This is a genomic window from Pseudomonas sp. BGI-2, assembly GCF_004310295.1.
In the GTDB taxonomy this organism is placed as follows: domain Bacteria; phylum Pseudomonadota; class Gammaproteobacteria; order Pseudomonadales; family Pseudomonadaceae; genus Aquipseudomonas.
Genome location: NZ_SISB01000051.1, coordinates 1 through 18,595 on the forward strand (window position 1 = coordinate 1; position 18,595 = coordinate 18,595).

Annotated in this window: 19 protein-coding genes; 12 read left to right on the top strand and 7 right to left on the bottom strand. The window is 56.5% G+C overall.

Annotation, left to right across the window (positions count from 1 at the left end; genetic code table 11):
- Positions 1-650: 650 nt before the first annotated feature.
- From EYC95_RS30250 to EYC95_RS26405, 3 genes are all read left to right on the top strand, one after another.
- The gene (locus EYC95_RS30250; protein ID WP_165557508.1) at positions 651-821 is read left to right on the top strand and encodes a hypothetical protein; all 171 of its coding nucleotides are present in this window, start codon (positions 651-653) and stop codon (positions 819-821) included.
- Positions 808-1,023, top strand: a complete 216-nt coding sequence (locus EYC95_RS26400) for a hypothetical protein (RefSeq protein WP_131062944.1) — start codon at positions 808-810, stop codon at positions 1,021-1,023. Before EYC95_RS30250 ends, EYC95_RS26400 begins: the two co-directional genes overlap by 14 nt.
- A 92-nt stretch (positions 1,024-1,115) precedes the next feature.
- Positions 1,116-1,937, top strand: coding sequence for a hypothetical protein (locus EYC95_RS26405; RefSeq protein ID WP_165557509.1), 822 nt, complete (start codon positions 1,116-1,118; stop codon positions 1,935-1,937).
- A gap of 93 nt (positions 1,938-2,030) precedes the next feature.
- Here the strand turns inward: EYC95_RS26405 and EYC95_RS26410 are convergent, their stop codons facing one another.
- Entirely contained in the window at positions 2,031-2,597 is a 567-nt protein-coding gene (locus EYC95_RS26410; protein WP_131062945.1) for a recombinase family protein, read from the bottom strand.
- 266 nt (positions 2,598-2,863) lie between these two features.
- On the opposite strand from EYC95_RS26410, the gene EYC95_RS26415 reads away from it, so the two are divergent.
- From EYC95_RS26415 to EYC95_RS26430, 4 genes are all read left to right on the top strand, one after another.
- On the top strand, positions 2,864-3,574 hold the full coding sequence (locus tag EYC95_RS26415) for a CPBP family intramembrane glutamic endopeptidase (protein ID WP_131062946.1): 711 nt from the start codon (positions 2,864-2,866) through the stop codon (positions 3,572-3,574).
- A 308-nt stretch (positions 3,575-3,882) separates the two neighbouring features.
- Positions 3,883-4,368: a histidine phosphatase family protein gene (locus tag EYC95_RS26420; RefSeq protein WP_131062947.1), complete on the top strand. Its 486-nt coding sequence runs from the start codon at positions 3,883-3,885 to the stop codon at positions 4,366-4,368.
- A 125-nt stretch (positions 4,369-4,493) separates the two neighbouring features.
- A complete protein-coding gene (locus EYC95_RS26425; RefSeq protein ID WP_131062948.1) occupies positions 4,494-5,456 on the top strand; it encodes a YiiX/YebB-like N1pC/P60 family cysteine hydrolase in 963 nt (320 codons plus the stop codon).
- A 216-nt stretch (positions 5,457-5,672) separates the two neighbouring features.
- Positions 5,673-6,074, top strand: a complete 402-nt coding sequence (locus EYC95_RS26430; protein ID WP_131062949.1) for a hypothetical protein — start codon at positions 5,673-5,675, stop codon at positions 6,072-6,074.
- A gap of 199 nt (positions 6,075-6,273) precedes the next feature.
- Here the strand turns inward: EYC95_RS26430 and EYC95_RS26435 are convergent, their stop codons facing one another.
- The 3 genes from EYC95_RS26435 to EYC95_RS26445 form a co-directional block, all read right to left on the bottom strand.
- Complete coding sequence (locus EYC95_RS26435) at positions 6,274-6,708, bottom strand: trypco2 family protein (protein WP_131062950.1); 435 nt, start codon at positions 6,706-6,708, stop codon at positions 6,274-6,276.
- Between the two features lie 276 nt (positions 6,709-6,984).
- A complete protein-coding gene (locus EYC95_RS26440) occupies positions 6,985-7,446 on the bottom strand; it encodes an NUDIX hydrolase (RefSeq protein ID WP_131062951.1) in 462 nt (153 codons plus the stop codon).
- Between the two features lie 392 nt (positions 7,447-7,838).
- Complete coding sequence (locus EYC95_RS26445) at positions 7,839-8,630, bottom strand: hypothetical protein (protein WP_131062952.1); 792 nt, start codon at positions 8,628-8,630, stop codon at positions 7,839-7,841.
- 315 nt (positions 8,631-8,945) lie between these two features.
- Between EYC95_RS26445 and EYC95_RS26450 the strand changes: the two genes are divergently transcribed.
- Entirely contained in the window at positions 8,946-9,251 is a 306-nt protein-coding gene (locus EYC95_RS26450; RefSeq protein ID WP_059403417.1) for a DUF6388 family protein, read from the top strand.
- A 40-nt stretch (positions 9,252-9,291) separates the two neighbouring features.
- On the opposite strand, the gene nadC is transcribed toward EYC95_RS26450, so the two are convergent.
- Positions 9,292-10,140: a carboxylating nicotinate-nucleotide diphosphorylase gene (gene nadC / locus EYC95_RS26455; RefSeq protein ID WP_131062953.1), complete on the bottom strand. Its 849-nt coding sequence runs from the start codon at positions 10,138-10,140 to the stop codon at positions 9,292-9,294.
- Between the two features lie 284 nt (positions 10,141-10,424).
- Between nadC and EYC95_RS26460 the strand changes: the two genes are divergently transcribed.
- The 4 genes from EYC95_RS26460 (at position 10,425) to EYC95_RS31120 (ending at position 16,432) form a co-directional block, all read left to right on the top strand.
- Positions 10,425-12,623, top strand: coding sequence for a DUF1631 domain-containing protein (locus EYC95_RS26460; RefSeq protein WP_131062954.1), 2,199 nt, complete (start codon positions 10,425-10,427; stop codon positions 12,621-12,623).
- A 64-nt stretch (positions 12,624-12,687) separates the two neighbouring features.
- Positions 12,688-13,248, top strand: coding sequence for a 1,6-anhydro-N-acetylmuramyl-L-alanine amidase AmpD (gene ampD / locus EYC95_RS26465; RefSeq protein ID WP_131062955.1), 561 nt, complete (start codon positions 12,688-12,690; stop codon positions 13,246-13,248).
- A complete protein-coding gene (ampE, locus tag EYC95_RS26470; protein ID WP_131062956.1) occupies positions 13,245-14,081 on the top strand; it encodes a regulatory signaling modulator protein AmpE in 837 nt (278 codons plus the stop codon). The genes ampD and ampE overlap by 4 nt, the downstream gene beginning before the upstream one ends.
- 1,646 nt (positions 14,082-15,727) lie before the next feature.
- On the top strand, positions 15,728-16,432 hold the full coding sequence (locus tag EYC95_RS31120; RefSeq protein ID WP_371928437.1) for a methyl-accepting chemotaxis protein: 705 nt from the start codon (positions 15,728-15,730) through the stop codon (positions 16,430-16,432).
- A 127-nt stretch (positions 16,433-16,559) separates the two neighbouring features.
- Here the strand turns inward: EYC95_RS31120 and EYC95_RS26480 are convergent, their stop codons facing one another.
- Together EYC95_RS26480 and cra are read right to left on the bottom strand one after the other, a co-directional pair.
- A complete protein-coding gene (locus tag EYC95_RS26480) occupies positions 16,560-17,336 on the bottom strand; it encodes a TatD family hydrolase (protein ID WP_131062958.1) in 777 nt (258 codons plus the stop codon).
- A gap of 3 nt (positions 17,337-17,339) precedes the next feature.
- The gene (gene cra / locus EYC95_RS26485) at positions 17,340-18,335 is read right to left on the bottom strand and encodes a catabolite repressor/activator (protein WP_131062975.1); all 996 of its coding nucleotides are present in this window, start codon (positions 18,333-18,335) and stop codon (positions 17,340-17,342) included.
- Positions 18,336-18,595: the final 260 nt, after the last annotated feature.

Below are 18,595 nucleotides of genomic sequence, written 5' to 3' on the forward strand. Positions count from 1 at the left end.
GCGATATCAGCCATTTCTTGATGCATCGGTACAACTGGATTCGGCCCCATCAATTCAACGGTGGGCTGGCGCCAGCTCGGGCCGAAGAAAAACTTAACGTCGTGTCCGGGATTAGTTGACCACTACAATAGGCATGTGATGCTGTGTGTCGGTTCCGACATCCTCAGCATCACCAGCTCACTCGACCGGTGAGCCTCTTGCCCTCACTGATCATAACGGCTGATCTTCCATTCTCTCCGCGGGCACTCATTATTATTTTTACTTTTCGGAAAAACTCAGTAAGCCTTCAGAAATCCTGCAAATACCACTGAGAAACCACCCAGGTTCCCAGTCGTTCCTTTTAAAAGCCGCTTGAAGTATCTGTGCCTCCACTAGGTTACGTTGGGAAGCACAATGCACATACAGTCGGCCCGCTGCCCTACGCCGGGAAAATCCGGCGAGCCAGTAGCAATCACACAAATACCACTGAGAAATCATCAATATTCACAGTGGCGCCCATTACTTTCTTTTGGTGCCGTTGCCCTTCCCTGGTATCCCATCGCGAGACTCTCAATTCCCATTAGGGGAAACGACGATTTTTACACGGCCGGCGCTGACACACTGGAAGGTTGGATTAACGTCCGTCGCTCGAACGAAATCTGAGGTGTGAGATGAAGCGACTGTGGATGACGCTTTTCTTCGGTGGACTGGGGTTCTGGGTCGGTTCAAATCGCTGGTTGCCGCTGTGGGGCATTGTTGCGCTGGCGGTACTGGGCAACGTTTTGTGGGGCTGGGCGGCGTGGCTGGAGCATCGGGAGGGGGCAGACCATGATGAGCGCTGATCTAGATGAGCTAATGCTCGTCAGTTTTCTCTGTCCGGAGCTGGTCTGGTCGGCATCCTCGACGCGGCCTGTGATCGTTGCGAGTGATGAAACGGTGCTGCGGCTGTACTGGATGCCAGTGCCGCTGCGGCAGGATCCATTTCGCGCTGAATTGTTTGTTTGCGAGCTCAATGGTAGGGAGAAGGTAATGATGGCAAAATGACACACTTAGACGGTTTACTTTTGGCTGCTACTCCCATCTAACAACTCACAGGGCGCTAGGAAACAGCGTCATCAACAGAACGAAAGGATGTTATGCGCACTTTTTTCAAGTTAGTGGCAGTTGCTGTTGCCGGTTCAGGCCTTGCTGCCTGTGGTGGCGAAGACTTCACAGGGGCTTATCGGTTTAAAGACTCAAATATTCAGAGGACAATGGTTCTCAATGTTCATGGCGATGAAGCAGAAATCTTTGGGGACGATGGGAAAGGCCGTATCAAGCCTCTCGCTAAACTGAAGGTTTCGGTAAAAGATGAAAAACTTCTTCTTGATGATGTAAACGGCTCTGCACGCCTGGCCATGAGGCGCAACGTTGATGAGCAAAGCCTTGACTGTCTTAACTGCAAGGTAATAGGCCTGAAGAAGGACGATCTGGTTTGGGAATATGACCCTAAAGGGCCATATGACGTACAGCAGCTGCTGAAGGATCAGGCTCGCAAGGATGAGGAAGCAATGAATGCCGAGCTGGAAAAAATTCAGCAGAAAGCCCTGGAGCAAGGTCGACGTGATGCAGAAGCCCCGAAGCTGACACCTTATGAAGGCGATTGGGTATATCAACGCACCACGAAAAAAGACCCGCTGACCATTATGACCATTTGGCGCAAAAGCCAGATCAAAAGGTGGTCGTTCAACTTTGAGAACATGGATTATCGTCTGGGGCACGAGGTTCCTAGATTCGAGCTCACCGACACTGGCTTGAAGATCGGCGATGCCCCCAAAGCTCACCTGTACACCCTCAGCGCCGACAGAATGATACTGACCTGCATGGACTGTTCGAAGTCGGAGCGTTGGGCCAAGGCTGATCCTAAGAAGGATCTAAGTGACCGTCATTATGCCCGTCAGATGGCCGGTAACCCGTGACACCCTGGTGACAACAGCCTGCCTTGTGATCGGCGAATACCCAAGGGCACTCGCCGGTTGTCGTCAAATCAATCTAAACACGGACGGCGCTCACTACCTGGACAGCGCTCTATACAGGGTCGCTCTATGAACCCCCAAGAGGCGGGCAGCCTCTGCCACTGGCCGTTGCTCTTCGGCAATCAGTTGTCGCGCATGGCTGACCTGTTCCGGTGTTAATACCGGTTTAGGCCCAAACCGAACGCCCCGGGCTTTGGCTGCTGCTCTCCCGGCACTGGTGCGCTCACCAATCAGCGCTCGCTCGAAATCTGCAATACCCGCAAAAATCGTCAGAACCATTTGCCCAGCCGGTGATGTGGTATCAACCCACGGCTCTGCCAATGATCGTAAGCCAGCACCAATTTTTTTGATTTTCTCAGCTATATGAAGAAGATCCGTTGTTGACCTAGCCAAGCGATCCAAACGAGTGACTACAACAATATCCCCCGCCCTCAAGTGATCAAACAAGCGCTCTAGCTGTAATCGATCTATCCGCGCTCCACTGACTTTTTCTTCAAAAATGCGCTGGCATCCGTATTGGCCGAGCATGACGCGTTGCTGCTCTAGATTCTGGCCTTGCGTTGAAACCCGTGCATATCCGATTAGCTGGCTTACATATTCCATTCAGCACCTGTCGCGTAACTTGTCGCAAGTAAGTTAGCACCAGCGACAGACTTGTGCGACAGCGCGAACCCGGCAAATTCAGAAAGCGAGAGCTTGTCGCATAATTTAGGAATAAAGCGACAAATCAGCTTGAGCGAAGAGCAGCTATCGGCCAGATGCGGCCGCTCGAAGGTGTATATGAAGCTAGGGCCGTTTCAGTTTTTAGGTATGGAATAGCGGGCAGCTGCCGTTACATTGGCTTGAATCATCCAATTTAAGGAAGCGGTATGAAGTTCGAGAACATTCCGACAATCGAGGCCTCAAGGTCTGAGCCTTACAAATGGGCAGGGCGATGGGGTATGGCGGCTTTGGCCGTGCTCATTTTCTACGCGCTCCAGATCACGACCGTCGGAATGGTGGGGCAAGAGAACTGGAATTCCCTTTGGCTGGTGGGGGCGCATGGAATCACGGGCGCGGCATTACTGTTGCTGGCACTAATCCAGTTCCGCAATGACGGTGGTATTAGAGCACTGCTTGGGCACAACACAGGACGAGCACTACGCTTTGGTGTGCCTTTGATCGTGGCCGCTTACGTCGTGACGACGTTCTTGGACGTGACACTCGGGTTCGGACGAGAACCGTTCATGGAAAATCTGTTGTCCGAATTCTCGACAGCCCAGATCATTCTGTTCCTATCGATGCTGCTTGTATTGCCGCCCCTCAGTGAGGAACTCTTGTATCGACACTTCCTCATTCGACTCTTTCCAATCACAAGTCGATCCTGGCAGTGGGTCGCCGTCATTGCTATGGCTGCGCTTTTCATGCTGACCCACGGTCAGTACAAGAATTGGCCGTCGTTTCTTCTGTTGGGTTGCTTGGGAGTAATTTTCGGTGCGGCTCGTATCGCTACCGGCGGCCTGGTTGCGCCGGTGTTGCTGCATAGCTTTGCTGAGGTTGCAGGCATGACCTCAGATTTGGTCCTCGCCAACTTTGAATGAAAGGTGTTTCAGAAAGCGAGCGCTCTCTCGCATGCTGTCTTCAGCTAAGGCAGCATGTAGGTGGCCGTTTAACGATTGTCCGCTTTGGGTCGATAGCTGCCTGCTGCGAAGGTCCGCAACCGACCCAAAGCGGACGTTCAAGGAGGCTTGATATCAGACCAACGCGGACCGACGGCAAGTCACTTTCTAGCTTCGAAGGCGAGTCGGTACTCTTCGATGCCCTCTACGAAGCTCGCTCGCCTATCCTGCCAGCCAGCAATCTGGCGCAGCTTGTCGGAGTTCACCCATTGCCAGAAATTGGCCAATGAATGCACCGAACCATCGACGGAGTTCACGTCCACTTCCCGTTGATCAGCAGCCCAATGCTCCGCGCCGCAACGATGAAGGCGATAGCACAAGAGCTTGGCAAAGACGAAGCCGCTGTCCGCTATGACGATAGGGGCACTGAGATCTCGTTTGGTGCCTGGGAAGGGATGACTCTGCTGGAGGTGTCACAGCGTTCGCCCCAGGAGCTCGATGAATACGAGACTGACCCCTTTGCCTTCACGCCCAAGTATGGTGAGAGCTACCAACAGGCCTCCGTCAGGGTGGCTGATTTCCTTTCAAACCTGACCATGGACACGGTGTTAGTGACCCATGCAGGCATCATCCGTGTGCTCTTCAGCCTTTTGTCGAAGGCAGACAGCCGCGAAGCCACGAGGCTCGTCATCCCGCAAGATCAGATACTCATGGTGCAAGGAACGGACTGCCGCTGGATCTGGATCCGCGTCTCCAGCGATCTCGAATGCCGGTAACCATCTCCAAAGGCCCGTCCCGCCCTGCCTGCTGAAGAGCCTTTGACTCCGGATCGGGGAGGTGGAATTCTCACGACCTGGACGGCCCTGTGCCATAACAGTCAAAGCAAGCAAAGGAAGCTAAGGTGAAGAATCTAGAAGAGGTCGCGGAAGAGGTTCGCAACCTAGCCCGCGCAGATGTTTTTAAGCTCATATCCAACGAGGAAAAAGCCGCCAAGTCATTTGAAGAGTTCGCAGCCAGTCCGGATGATGAAATCGATTTTGTGGCCCGGATAAGCGGCGTGCCTGAGCATCAGTTCCCCGTGTACCGAGCGATGATCAGGCGTGAAGAGAATGAATACTCTTCCAAAATGAACGAGTTCAGCGGGATTCTCCAGAGCGGCGACGTCATCCTGGTTACCGGCAAGAAGTTTCGATCCAAAGCCCTGGTGGCAGCCCAAATCCCCTTCTATGCGAAAGTGAGGGCGAGCCATGTGGCGATGGTGCACGCGGATTTCATCTGCATCGATGCCAACCTAGGTGTCGGCGTCAAGCACCGCACGATTGCAGAAGTGCTGAGTGAAGTCGAGGACAACTGGCGGATCATTCGTTTCCACGAGGTGACTGAAGAAAATCGGGATCGCATGCTTACGCGGTGTGCGTACTACCTCCAGCAGCCATATAGCATCAGACCTACAAATGGGGCCGGCACCAAATTCTCCTACTGCTCGGAGTTGGTCAGCAAGGTATACCGGGACAGCAAAGTTCGATGCATCAAAGTCCCCCAGGGCGTCTTGGTCAACCCGTGCCATTTCGACCGACTCGCTGACAAAGGCGAGGTTTGCCAGGACATCACCGAAACCGTGCGGCCCTTCGTCCCCTTTTTCCAGGAGTACAAGGAAATGATGGCAATGCAGGCCCACGCACTCATTGCTGGCCTGAAGCTGAACCGCTACCGTGACAAGCAGCGAAAAGACCTCCTGGCTGAGGTGCAGGCCCAAGCACGCGCAGGAAATCTCCCGCATGAATCGCTGGTCAAGGTGGCACAGGGTATCCAGAACATGGAAGAGAAGATGAACTTCCGGTTCTGGGACTCCATACCCCGGTGACCAAGTCAGCATACGCTCATCCAGAAGCGACCTGACTAACAGGCAGAAAAACCGCCAAATCTGGCGGTTTTTTTTAGCTTCTAAGGGGAGGAGATACGTCGGATCTGGCGCGTGTTTTCGTGAATGACTAGGGGCTCAACCTAAACCAATTTGATTCCCATTTCGCCATGCGCATTTTTGGGGCAAAATGACTGCCAGTTATCAACGGAGAAGCTTATGGCGACGAAATGGAAGTGGAATGATGTACGCGACACCGCGTCCTTTTCCACACGCTTAGGGGCACCCTTTAAAGTTCAGTTTTTTGCCGCTCCTGCAATCGCTTCACCTGCAGGAGTCGATACGTGGAGCGTTTCATTTTCGGACGGCGAGAACTCTGTTGACGCCACAGGGAATGGGTCCGCGCATGAGATCTACGACACCATTCAAGCGATTGTTGCTGAGGTCATTCAGAGGCAGCCATACCGTGGCATCTGCTTCTCTGCTGAGGCAGACCATAGTGGCCGAGTTCGTCTTAACGCTCGACTCGCAAAAAATCTTGCACTCAAGTTTCAAATGGAAGTTCAAGAAGTGACTCGGGATGATCTCGGGCAAGTCGTCCACTGGCTATCGCCCAAATAGGCACTCTAGCTTTGTTACCGAAGCAGTGTACGGCTGCTTACCGACAACAGTGTCCGCTTGTGGCCGATTTCTGCCTGTCACGTCTACCGCAATCGACCCAGAGCTGGCGCAGTCGCTAGTCCACCAGGTCGGTAAAACCGCTCGATTAGTCGAATTTTTGCAGTACAGAGAAATGAATTCGAGTTGATGATCAATAAAATTAGCCAGCAGGGGGCCTGCGCCGCGCCACGGGGGAGGGAGTCGCGGGGACGCTTGGTTTGTGCGCTGTAGGTGCTACACGTGCTCTGGTCGAGTGTGGTTCAGTCGTTTTACCCTTTCTCTGCTTTGAATTCTTATATGAAGTTACCAATCCTGAGCCTTTTTGGGCGCGCTGCGCAGGAATCTGTTGGGGGCCATCATCCTCTACAAAGGGATGAAGTTTGACCTTGACCTTATGCGTTTGGGTAGCTTTGGTCTCTCCGCCGATGTCAACGACGAACAACTTTGCACCTGCCTTAGCTGTTGCGTCCAAGGCGAAGGTGACCTCTAGTTCCACATCTCCCATTTCGAAAAATGGATCTTCTTTATCCACAGCGGCACGGAGTTCCTGTTTAACCTCCTTGATGAAGTCCACAAGGCTGATCATCCCTTTCATTGCTTAACCCCATCCACGAAATTGTTTAGGCGCAACACCCATTGGGGGCATTACCGCGATCGGAGAACTCATCGATTATTCTGCGCCTGCGCTAGGTGGCTAGCTGCGGCCCGGGAGGCAAGTCCTATCACGAATAAGCTCCACAGTCCAAACGGCTCGCATACACAGCACCGCTAACACTAAGCCCGATGACTGCTTCTGGCCGATTGCTGGCTGTCGAGAAAGACAGTGCTCGGCTCAGAGTGTGTAAAAACGCATATGGATTCGCGGTGACGGTTACGCAGCCGGTTCGAAGACACCTGCATCCACGAGCATCTCAACTAACGCCTCAGGCCATACCTTTTCTCCAGTAGATCTCAGCTCCTGAGCGGACCACCAGTGATGATCTGCCATGACCTGAGTCTCGTGTAAGGTCCATTCGGAGCTAGAAAGTGTCTGGCTTTCCGCGTGCACAACGAAATACTGCTCAACTGCGAACACCGTCTCGCCGCTGGGCAGGAGCATTGAAAACCTCCGATCTGCCACAGGCCCTACAACTGTGTTGACCTGAATACCGGTCTCCTCACGCAGTTCACGTATTGCAGCGGCGTGGAATGTTTCTCCGTCTTCAAGACCACCGCCTGGGGTGGCCCAGTAATTTCTACCGGCTAAAGCCCCATCTTTATGGATAAATCTGAAAAGGAGGACATCTCGAGAGGGGCTTATAACTAGTAATCGTGCAGCCTTTCGCTCACGCATTTGACGTATATCTTCCCTGAAATTTTTGAAATGTGGGGTGCCGCCCTGATCAGTCGGAGGTCTCCCACATGGCTCGTAGCGTTACGATAGGGTAATGATACTTCAGCAGGGCTGCCTATGAAGCGCTTCATCCAAGGTGAGCATCGTGGCCAGACGGGCTTTTAGATTGTCACCCGACGTCAGTGAGGACGGTAGAGAAAACGGAACAGTAGTCCAATCGCAGCGCCTGGGCTAAGCTGAAGTGCCACAGCAGTTAAGAGCTGACGGCAGGCCTTGGTTTTTACTGAGTGCCCTAATGAGTACCTATTTTGTTTTTGTAGCTATAAGTAGTACCGTTTTTACTGAGCTCGGGTCGATTGGTTCGATTCCTGTCTCGGGCACCATTCCCCCTGTTATTTCACTTTTCTGCTCAGATCCTCCAAGGTGCGTTTGAGCTGATCCAGTTGATTATCCTGATCGCTGACTTCCCGCTTAAGGCTGGACAGGTCGCTGGAGCTTGAACTGGAACTCGATCCTGCACTGCGCTTGAGGTCTTCCACCTGGCCTGCAAGTCTTTTGAGGTCGTTTTCCTGCCCGTTGACGGTGCGCTTGAGGTCACTCACCTCGCTCGAGCTGGAGCTTGAACCGGAGTTCGAGCCGCCGCTGCGTTTCAGATCGTCCATCTGACTGGCGAGTTTTTTCAGCCCGTTTTCCTGTTCGCTGATCGTGCGCTTGAGGTCGCTGACTTCGCTGGAACTGGAGCTGGTATTCGAACTGCTATTGCGTTTGAGTTCGTCCATGGCCTTGGCGAGGTTTTTCAGGCCAGTGTCCTGTTCGCTGACGATGCGCTTGAGTTTGTCCACTTCGCTGGCATTCGAGCTTGAACTGGAGCCCGTGTTCTTTTTGAACTCTTCGATGAGGCGCGCCTGCTCACTGACGGTTTTCTTCAGAACCTCCAGATCAGCCGTATTGGTTTTGACAATGCGTTGCAGTTGTTCCACGTCATCAGTACTGACGTCGGATCTGACCATCACGTATGTGCCGTAATAATTATGGAAGGCGAGGAATTTATCAGAAGAGTTAGCGCTGTCGGATTTGTATTCCAGACCGGCTTGAGCGGTATTGGGCAGTGCCAGGCTGCCGAGAAGAAGGGCGGTCATGCCGGTTGCAAACAGGGTAGACGGAAGCTTGGAAAAATTGCGCATCACCGGGTTCCTTGTGAGGTGCCTATATGGCACATCGCTATGACTTTACCTTTTGAACGTTGTTCCTGGTTAGCGAAGGAAAATTTTCAGAAAGCCCGATCAACGGTTTTTTTGTAGATTTGATGTAAAAGTCCATATAAATCGTCGTCCAAACGTCCTATATTCGAACGTTGAACACGCACCACTTTGCAGTTTTCAGATGATCCCCGAATGGTTCTGAAGGCCAGACAAACCGGGCTTCAAACGGTTTTTTGCGTCAGAGAGATCCTTGATGATCCAGATCCATCTTCCATTCCCCAGATCAGCGAGAACGACATGACCGTTAAAGAATTGACTCAAGAAGCCAGACACGAAGAAGCGCTGAAAAAGTACTTGCTGGATTCGCCCCAGTTAGCCGAAGAGATCAAGGACTTGCCAGCCGACGATCAGAAAGACCAGATCCAGTGGGCGTTCGAGGATGAGGCGGAATCCCAGGGCTTGCAGCCGTGGGAGCTGACGCTCAAGTACACCTCGACTCCGGAGGAGTTCGAGGCTGCGCGCCTGGTGCTGCACAAGGAGGCGGCCGAGGTGTTGGGCGTCGAGTGGGAAGAGTACTGCGAGATGAACAATCTGGTGGTCTGACAAAAACGCCAGCCTCAATGAGGCTGGCGTTTTTTCATTCTCAGAGGCTCAGACGCATCGACAGGTCGACAGCCTTCACATCCTTGGTCATCGCACCAATCGAAATGTAATCCACCCCGGTTTCGGCGATCGGCAGCAGCGTGTTTTCGTTGATACCGCCGCTGGCCTCCAGTTTTGCCTTGCCTGCGTTCAGGCGCACGGCTTCACGCATGTCATCCAGGCTCAGCTCATCGAGCATGATGATGTCCGCACCCGCCGCCAGGGCTTCTTTGAACTCATCCAGGCTTTCCACTTCAATCTCGACCGGTTTGCCCGGGGCGATCTTGTGCGCAGCGTTAATGGCTTCAGGAATGCCCCCGCAGGCAGCGATGTGGTTTTCCTTGATCAGGAAGGCGTCGTACAGGCCGATACGGTGGTTGTGGCAACCGCCGCAGGTCACGGCGTACTTCTGCGCCAGACGCAGCCCCGGCAGGGTTTTACGGGTGTCGAGCAACTTCACCTGCGTCTTGGCGACAAAATCCGCCAGGTATTGCGCGCGTGTGGCCACGCCCGAGAGCAATTGCAGGAAGTTCAGCGCAGAGCGTTCGCCGGTCAGCAACGAGCGTGCCGGACCTTCGAGGTGAAACAGCGCCTGATTGGGTTTCACCCGTTCGCCGTCGCGCACCTGCCAGTGCACCGCGACCCGTGGATCGAGTTGCCGGAAAACGGCATCGACCCATGCGGTGCCGGCAATGATCGCAGCGTCGCGGGTGATGATGGTGGCTTTGGCCAGGCGTTCGGCCGGGATCAGCTGCGCGGTGATGTCGCCGCTGCCGATGTCTTCGAGCAACGCACGGCGCACGTTGGCTTCGATTTCGGCGGTCAAATCGGCGAGACGTAGATTCGGCATAACGGGCTCCACAAACAAAGTGGCCCGATTATAGGGCCATGGCGTGAGGCAACCCAAGGCATCAGAGGCGTTCCCGTCGCATGCAAACCTGCATTTGGTCGATTGCCTTGAATCATCGGCACTAAGTCTGCGTCTTCCCTACGCGTCTATTTCAATGCGAAGCACAGAGTCTGCTGGCACACGGGGGCGCTTTTGCAAGATAATCCGCCTTGCTTTTGACGTCATGGGTTTGACGTGTTTTGGGTTCACGATTGTTCGCAGAATCACCGTTTCAGGAGGCTCGGATGCACAACGACGGGAATGTAGTGCCTTTGCACAAGGCAGCTACGGATCAGGCGATTCAATCGCCGCTCGCCCGCCTGCCTGTGATTCTGCTTCAGGTTCGCGACAAGGCCACTCAACAGCTCAGGCATGGTTTGCAGGAATTGTTTGATAACGCCGACGACACGCTGTTCGAAATGGCCGATCGGGCTCGCAACGACGTCGAGCAGAACCGATTCTTCGAAGCCATGCGCGACTTGCGACTGAAGCGAAAAAGCATCGAGCGCGGATTTCTCGAACAATTCTTTGAAGCATTCGTCAGCCTCTCGCAGTACGACAGCACCCAAGAGGCCTTGCCTCGGGCATTGGCGTTCGATGCCGGTGCTGCGCCCAATGACGACCTGGAGCGCCGCGTTGCGGTGGAGGCCATGGTCAGCAAAGTTCGAAACCGCGACGGTTTCGCCCTTGACCAACTGACGGCCCGACTCAGTGCTCTGCTGGGCAATGCGCTGGACGATCAGCACAACCCGTTGGGGCCGGCGAGGCTCTGTGAGTATTTCTTGCAGGCTTGGCGCAACCTGGGGGTGGAGATCAAGGTCAAGCTGATCATTCTCAAGCTGTTCGACCGCTACGTGCTCAGCAGCGCTGATCAGCTGTACGCCGAAGCCAATCAACTGCTCATCGCTACCGGGGTGTTGCCGGACCTCAAGCCCGCGCCCGCGCGGCGAGCCACCGATCAGGCGGCCGCCAGTGCCCATGCCGAACCTATCGAGGCCGGCATCCACACGCCGATCGACGACGGTGTGCAGGAAGTCTTCGCCGCGTTGCAGGAGCTGCTGTTACACGTGCGCGGCAGTGTCGCACCCACCCTCGAAGCCAGTGCCCAGACCCAGCCCATTTCCACCCGCGACCTGTTGCGCCTGCTCTCGCACTTGCAGCAATACGTGCCGGCGCTGGCGACACAGGACGACTTCGATCTGCGTAACCAGCTCGAACAACTGCTGACCCGGGTCAGCGTCAAGAGTGGCAAGTCGCGTGTGGTCGGCGTGGCTGACGAAGACGTGATCAACCTGATCGCGATGCTCTTCGAATGCATCCTTGATGACCGCAACCTGCCGGACTCCCTCAAGGCGCTGATTGCCCGTTTGCAGATCCCGATGCTCAAAGTGGCGGTGCTCGACAAGAGCTTCTTCAGCCGTGCCAGTCACCCGGCCCGGCGTCTGCTTAACGAGATCGCCGCTGCCGCCATGGGTTGGGGCGAGTGCGATGACCACGAGCGTGACAGCCTGTACCTGCGCATCGAGCAAGTGGTGCAGCGCCTGTTGAATGACTTTGTTGACGATCCGGCGATTTTTTCCGAGTTGCTGGCGGATTTTCTCGCCTTCACCAGTGACGAGCGCCGTCGCAGTGAACTGCTTGAGCAGCGCACCCGTGACGCCGAAGAAGGCCGCGCCAGGACCGAACTGGCTCGCCAGCGTGTCGAGCAGGCGCTGAATCAGGCGTTGTTGGGCAAAATGCTGCCGCAAGGTGTGGTGGTCTTCGTCCAGGAAGCCTGGAGCAAAGTGCTGTTGTTGACTTGCCTCAAGCACGGTGACGCGTCGGCGCAATGGCATGCCGATGTGCAGACCATGGAGCAATTGATCTGGAGCGTGCAGCGCCATGACGAGCCCGATGCTGGCCTGCGTCTGTTGGCGCTGGTGCCGGGGTTGCTGAAGTCCTTGCGTGACGGGCTGAGCAGTTCGGCCTTCGATCCGTTCGCCACCAGTGAGTTTTTCAGTGAGTTGGAAACCTTGCACGTGCAATTGTTCGAGCGTCCGGACCATGCGGTTGAACCGCTCGCCGAGCAGCCGGTGATGGTCGAAGTGCTGCAGGAAGTCGTGCTGCGCACCGCCGACGAGGGCCCCGCCGATACGGTGTCAGTACGGTTGCCGGCGGACGATGCCGGTTTGGTCCAGGTCGATCAACTGCGTCCCGGCTGCTGGGTCGAGTTTCAGGAAGACGATGAAAATACCCTGCGTTGCAAGCTGGCAGCGATCATCGAAGCGACCGGGAAATACATCTTCGTCAACCGCACCGGGATGAAGGTGCTGGAGCGCAACCGCACCGGCCTGGCCCTGGAATTTAGCCGTGGCGCGGTGCGGGCGCTGGACGACACCTTGCTGTTCGATCGGGCCCTGGAGTCGGTGCTGGGCAATCTGCGGCGACTCAATCGCGGCAAGTGATCGCGCCCCGAGGGCCTATCGCGGCATACTGGTCGCCAACACAGTCGTCGTTGAAGGAACCTGTATGCAGTTGGACCCCGCGAGCGGTTGGTGTCAGGGCGTGGATGTATGCCCCTCGCCCAACTTCAATGCGCGCCCCTCGGGCGAAATTTCCCTGCTGGTGATCCACAACATCAGCCTGCCGCCCGCGCAGTTCGCCACCGGCAAGGTGCAGGAATTTTTCCAGAATCGTCTGGATGTCACGGAGCATCCCTACTTTGAAGGGATTTCTGACCTGCGGGTGTCTGCGCACTTTTTGATTGAGCGTGACGGCACGGTCACTCAGTTTGTCTCTTGTCTTGAGCGCGCCTGGCACGCCGGTGTCTCGAGTTTCGAGGGGCGTGAAACCTGTAACGATTTTTCCGTGGGCATCGAGCTCGAAGGCACGGATGATCTGCCGTTCACCGACGCCCAATATCAAGCGTTGACGACGCTGACCCGACAGCTGCAAAGCACGTTTACGGCGATCACCGCACAGCGCATCTGTGGGCATAGCGACATCGCACCGGGGCGCAAGACGGATCCGGGACCCGCGTTCGACTGGGCACGCTATCGCGCGGCCCTGGCAAAAGAGGAAGGACAATGAGTTTTCTGGTGTTGCTGTTGGCAGTCTGGATCGAGAAATTCTCGGCCCTGCGCCATCGGGTCCAACGTGATGGCGGTTGGGTACGTGAACTGAACAAGCTTGAAGTCAGTCCACGTCTGATCAATCGGCCATGGCTGATATTGGTGGTGCTGGTGTTGCTGCCGGTAGCGCTGCTGGGTTTGTTGTTGGTGGTGCTTGAGCCGGTGGCCTACGGATTGCTGGCGTTACCAGTGCACTTGCTGGTGGTGATTTACAGCCTGGGCCGCGGCGATTTGCTGGCCGGCCTCGGGCCGTTTCGCGATGCCTGGCGCAGGGAAGACCTGCAAGCGGCTGCCCATGTGTCCAAGCGCGACCTGGACATCTGCGCCGATAACGGCGAGCAACTGCTTGAACGGGTCGAAGGCCATTTGCTGTGGGAGGCTTACCAGAGCTTCTTCGCGGTGATTTTCTGGTACTTCGTGCTGGGCCCGGTCGCAGCCCTGAGCTACCGACTGCTGGCGTTGGCCGAAGAACACGGGCAGAACCCGGCCGTGGTCGAACGCGCTGCACAGTTGCGTCATGCGTTTGATTGGGTGCCGGTGCGTCTGTTGGCGGCGAGTTTCGCGCTGGTCGGAAACTTTGTTGCAGTCAGCCGCGTCATGCTGCATGAACTGCTGAACTGGAACATCAGCGCCGCTCAGCTAATTGAGAAAGTCGGGCTGGTGGCCGGTGAAATTCCTGCGCCGGTCGTCGGACCGGATGGCATCAACAGCCTGGACCGGATCTGGGAGTTACTGCTGCGTGCGGCGGTGCTCTGGTATGCAGGTTTTGCGTTGTGGACGGTGTTGCCTTAACCCAAATCCATTGGGGTGAACGGGCTCCCTGTGGCGAGGGGGCTTGTCGGAATGCTGCATCACCCCGTTGGGTCGCGAAGCGGCCCCAGTGTCCCTTCAGACAGACCGAGTTGTCTGGATTTACGACTGCTTCGCAGCCGAACGGGGGCAAGCCCCCTCGCCACAGGGATATCAATCGTCCCAGGTGCGCATCCTGCCGTTAACCTTAAGTTACAAAACCCCCTGCCGATTTAAGCTATACAGAGTCAGCGCTAAATAGTGGCTATCTGCCGTCGACCCGCGCCTGCCAATAAAAATAAGAATCAAAAGGGAGACTTCCAGTGAAGAGCTTGCTCTATCCCGCCGTCGCGCTGATGAATCGCCTGAGCTTCGGCATGAAGTTCAGCCTGATCAGTGTGCTGTTCCTCGTGCCGATGCTGGTGACCAATTTCTATCTGGTCCGCGATTCCTATCGTGAATTCCAGGGCACCCAAGTCGAACTGCAAAGCCTCGACCTGCTCGGCAGCAGCCTGACCCTGCGGCGTGATCTGGAAACCCTGAACAATCTGGTGCAAATCAACGTCACCCTTGGCCAGTCCGGCAAGGCCGGCAACGTCGAGACGAAGATCAGCACGCTGGAGCAAGGTGTTCTGGCCCGCCTGCAAGGGCTGGCGGCGATGACCACGGACCCGGAACAGATCACCGTTTTCGACGGCAAACGCGATGAAATGATCGCCGGGTTCAAGGCCCAGCAAGCGGAAAGCTCCCTGCAAAGTAAAAGTGCGCTGATCGGCAAATTACTCGGCAATGCACAGATTTTCAGTCAGATCATCGCCACTCAAGCCGGCCTGAGCCGCGACAGTCAAAGCGACATGCGTCAGCTGAGCGAACTCATTACCAACGTCACTCCGCCGGTGACCCAGATCCTGGGTGACGGCCGCGCGATGGGTTCTTATTCGCTGGGGCAAGGTTTTCTGAATTCGTCGTCAAGCACCCGGTTCGATGAGCTGCTGGCGCAGATCGAAAAGCTCCAGGGTGAATACGGTCTGAAGCTGAATGATGCATTGGACTCCAGCAAAGCGGCGCGTGAAACCCTGGCGGCCCAGGCCGAGAGCAGCAAGGCCTCCCTGAAAAAGGCCAGTGAACTGTTCGAAGAACAGGTAGTGATGGCGGACACCCTCGATGCGCCATGGCAGGCCTTTTATGATCAGGTCACCGGCCTGATGGACCAGACCTACCAACTCAACGAAGCCACCCTGACCTTTCTCGGCACCCAGTTACAGCAACGACTGGAGCAGAACCGCACCCACATGGTCTTGCAGGCCGTGGCGCTGTCGGTGGTGTTTGTGTTGATTTTTTACCTCTACGGCGGCTTCTACGCCTCGACCCGCACCACCCTCAAGCGACTTGGCGCGACGCTGGACAAAGTCGCGGCGGGCGACATGACAGTGACCTTCCGCGCCGAAAGCCGCGATGAGTTGGGCGAGTTGGGCGAGGTGTTCAACGGCACCGTGAAGAAAATCCATGACCTGATCGAACGCGTAGGCCAGACCGTCAATGAGGTCGAGCGTCAGGCCGGGCAGGTCGAAAGTGTTTCTGCCCAAAGCAACCAGGCGGTGGCGGGGCAGCGCTCGCAGATCGAGCAGGTCGCCACGGCCATGAACCAGATGTCGGCGACCTCACTTGAGGTGGCGCGCAGTGCCGCCGCGGCGGTCAGCAGCGCTCACAGCGTTAACGACGAGACCATCAGCGGTCGCGGCCTGGTGGCGTCCCAGCAGGGCAGCATCGCGCAACTGGCCAGTGAGATCGATCAGTCGGTGCGGGTGATCAATCAATTGGCCAGCGACAGCCAATCCATCAGCCGCGTGCTGGAAGTGATCAAAAGCATCGCCGAGCAGACCAACCTTCTGGCGCTCAACGCCGCGATCGAAGCCGCTCGGGCCGGTGAGCAGGGGCGTGGATTTGCGGTGGTGGCCGATGAGGTCCGGACACTGGCCAAGCGCACCCAGCAATCGACCGAAGAAATCGAGCAGATGATTACCAAGCTGCAAAACGGTGTCGGCGCGGCCGTGAAAGCCATGGGTGTCAGTCATCAGGTGGCCGATGGCACCGTCGGGCAGTCGGAAAAGGTTCAGCAAGCGCTGGAAAACATCCTCGGCGCCGTCGGCATGATCGTCGACCAGAACCAGCAGATCGCCGCGGCAGTGGAGCAGCAGACCGCGGTGGCCCATGACATCGACCAGAACATCGTCGAGATCAACCGCGCTGGCGAACGCACCGCCGAAGGTGCGCACCAGACCGAGGATGCCAGTCGCGCGTTGTCGGCCCAGGTGGTGGAACTCAAACAACTGATCAGCGCGTTCCGGGTCTGACAGCACACAGGGACCAAAAGTGGGAGCGAGCCTGCTCGCGATAGCGGTCTTTCAGTCGACATCAGTGTCGGCTGTCATACCGCTATCGCGAGCAGGCTCGCTCCCACAGGTTTTTGTGCAGGGCTGATTACCAGCTGAACAACTCGCAGGCATTGGCCGTGCTGGCCGCAGCCAATTGCTCCGAAGTGATCCCCATGATCCCGGCCAGTGCCGAGCAGATCGCCGGCAAATGCGCCGGGCTGTTGCGTTGGCCGGGAAACATGACAGGCGCCATGTCCGGCGAGTCGGTTTCCAGCACCACCGACTCAAGGGGTAAATCGGCGAGCACGCGGTGCATGCGCAACGCCTGCGGCCAGGTCGCGGCACCGCCCAGGCCCAGCTTGAAGCCGAGCTTGATGTACTCGCGAGCCTCTTCCTTGCTACCGGCGAAGGCATGAATGATTCCCGCGCGTTTCAGCCGGAAACGTTTGAGCGTGGCAATCACTGCTGCATGGCTGCGCCGCACATGAATCAGCGCCGGAAGATTGAAATCCACCGCCAGTTGCAGTTGCGCGTCAAACAAGGCCTGCTGGCGTTCACGGTCCAGGGTTTCGATGAAGTAATCCAGACCGATCTCGCCCACCGCACACAGTTGCCGATGACCCGCCAGGCGGGTCAGCCAATCACCGAGTTCGGGTAAGTCTTCAGGGTGATGTTGGTCCAGATACACCGGGTGCAACCCGAACGCCGCATGCAGATCGGGATCGCTTTGCACCAGGTCCCAGACCCGCTGCCAATTCCCCTGATAAACCCCCAGCACCACCATCCGGCGCACTCCAAGGGTACGGCTCTCGGCGAGCAGCGCCGAGCGGTCCTCGTCGAAGTCCGGAAAATCCAGATGAGTGTGGCTGTCGATCAGCTCCACGGTTCAGTCCTGGCGAATACGCTGCTTGAAGGTCCGCGCGATGGCCTGCACGCCGGGTTGGTAATCGGACTGCTCGATGGCGGCCAGTGCCAGTGCCAGTGCCTTGTCGGCGATCAACTGATGCTGCTGAGCCATGGCGTTGACCGGCAGCGGCAGGAAGTCCAGCAACTGCGTGTCGCCGAAGGTGCCGAGGCGCAGCGGGCGGGTTTTCAGCGGAAAGTCGTGCAAGGCATCGAACACGCCTTGAAGCAGCACGTAGGACGTGGTCACCAGCGCATCCGGCAAATGCCCCAGACGCTCAAGGAGTTCTTCCATCAACTGCTTGCCGCACTCGCGACTGAACGACTCGGCGTGCTCGATCAGCACTTCGCCTTTGAACCCGGTCAGGGCTTCCTTAAACCCGGCGGCACGTTCCTGGCTGATGCTCAGCTCGGGCCGTGCACCGATCAGCGCGATCTGCTTGGGCAGCGGATCGAGCAGGCTGCGGGTCAGTTGCAGGCTGGCCTCGCGATCATCGCTGATCACCGAACAGAAATGTTCAGGTTCCATCACCCGGTCGATGGCGATGATCGGCATGCCCTTGGCTTGCAACTGACGGTAGCTGTCGTCACCGGCCGGCAGGCAACTGGCGACAATCAACGCATCACAGCGCCGGGCGCGGAACAGTTGCAGCAATTGCCGTTCGCTGTCCGGCGCATCGTCGGAGCTGGCGATCAGCAGTTGATAGCCGCGAGCCCGGGCGCCTTGCTCGAGCAGTTTGGCAATGCGTGCGTAACTGGGGTTTTCCAGGTCCGGCAGAATGAAGCCCAAGGTGCGCGTGTGCCGGCTGCGCAGCCCGGCGGCCTGGGGGTTGGGTGTGAAGCCATGTTGTTCGACGACCGCACGAACGCGCTCGACGGTGGCACTGCTGATACGTTGCTGTTCGGCCTTGCCATTAATGACATAACTGGCGGTGGTAACGGACACACCGGCCAATTGTGCGATATCACTGAGTTTCAACGCGGGCTTTCCTTGTTTTTCGGCCGACATTTTCGCCAATCCTAACCGATTACGGTAGACGACCATTGTCGCAACGCTTCCGACAAGTTGGACTTCAAGGATGGGACATAATCGAGTAACGTGCCAATCATTCTAGATTAAACGTTTCAGCAAGCGTATTTTCCACGTTATAAGCGCATATGGCCGGTTCTGCCGCGAAACCGCCAAAAGTGATGGCTAAGCGCCTAAGCTGGAATCATTCAAAACAATACCTGGCGCCA

Coding starts and splice junctions, on each gene's coding strand:
- EYC95_RS30250 (WP_165557508.1), top strand. CDS start 651: ATGAAGCGACTGTGGATGACGCTTTTCTTCGGTGGACTGGGGTTCTGG.
- EYC95_RS26400 (WP_131062944.1), top strand. CDS start 808: ATGATGAGCGCTGATCTAGATGAGCTAATGCTCGTCAGTTTTCTCTGT.
- EYC95_RS26405 (WP_165557509.1), top strand. CDS start 1,116: ATGCGCACTTTTTTCAAGTTAGTGGCAGTTGCTGTTGCCGGTTCAGGC.
- EYC95_RS26410 (WP_131062945.1), bottom strand. CDS start 2,597: ATGGAATATGTAAGCCAGCTAATCGGATATGCACGGGTTTCAACGCAA.
- EYC95_RS26415 (WP_131062946.1), top strand. CDS start 2,864: ATGAAGTTCGAGAACATTCCGACAATCGAGGCCTCAAGGTCTGAGCCT.
- EYC95_RS26420 (WP_131062947.1), top strand. CDS start 3,883: ATGCACCGAACCATCGACGGAGTTCACGTCCACTTCCCGTTGATCAGC.
- EYC95_RS26430 (WP_131062949.1), top strand. CDS start 5,673: ATGGCGACGAAATGGAAGTGGAATGATGTACGCGACACCGCGTCCTTT.
- EYC95_RS26435 (WP_131062950.1), bottom strand. CDS start 6,708: ATGAAAGGGATGATCAGCCTTGTGGACTTCATCAAGGAGGTTAAACAG.
- EYC95_RS26440 (WP_131062951.1), bottom strand. CDS start 7,446: ATGCGTGAGCGAAAGGCTGCACGATTACTAGTTATAAGCCCCTCTCGA.
- EYC95_RS26445 (WP_131062952.1), bottom strand. CDS start 8,630: ATGCGCAATTTTTCCAAGCTTCCGTCTACCCTGTTTGCAACCGGCATG.
- EYC95_RS26450 (WP_059403417.1), top strand. CDS start 8,946: ATGACCGTTAAAGAATTGACTCAAGAAGCCAGACACGAAGAAGCGCTG.
- nadC (WP_131062953.1), bottom strand. CDS start 10,140: ATGCCGAATCTACGTCTCGCCGATTTGACCGCCGAAATCGAAGCCAAC.
- EYC95_RS26460 (WP_131062954.1), top strand. CDS start 10,425: ATGCACAACGACGGGAATGTAGTGCCTTTGCACAAGGCAGCTACGGAT.
- ampD (WP_131062955.1), top strand. CDS start 12,688: ATGCAGTTGGACCCCGCGAGCGGTTGGTGTCAGGGCGTGGATGTATGC.
- ampE (WP_131062956.1), top strand. CDS start 13,245: ATGAGTTTTCTGGTGTTGCTGTTGGCAGTCTGGATCGAGAAATTCTCG.
- EYC95_RS31120 (WP_371928437.1), top strand. CDS start 15,728: ATGTCGGCGACCTCACTTGAGGTGGCGCGCAGTGCCGCCGCGGCGGTC.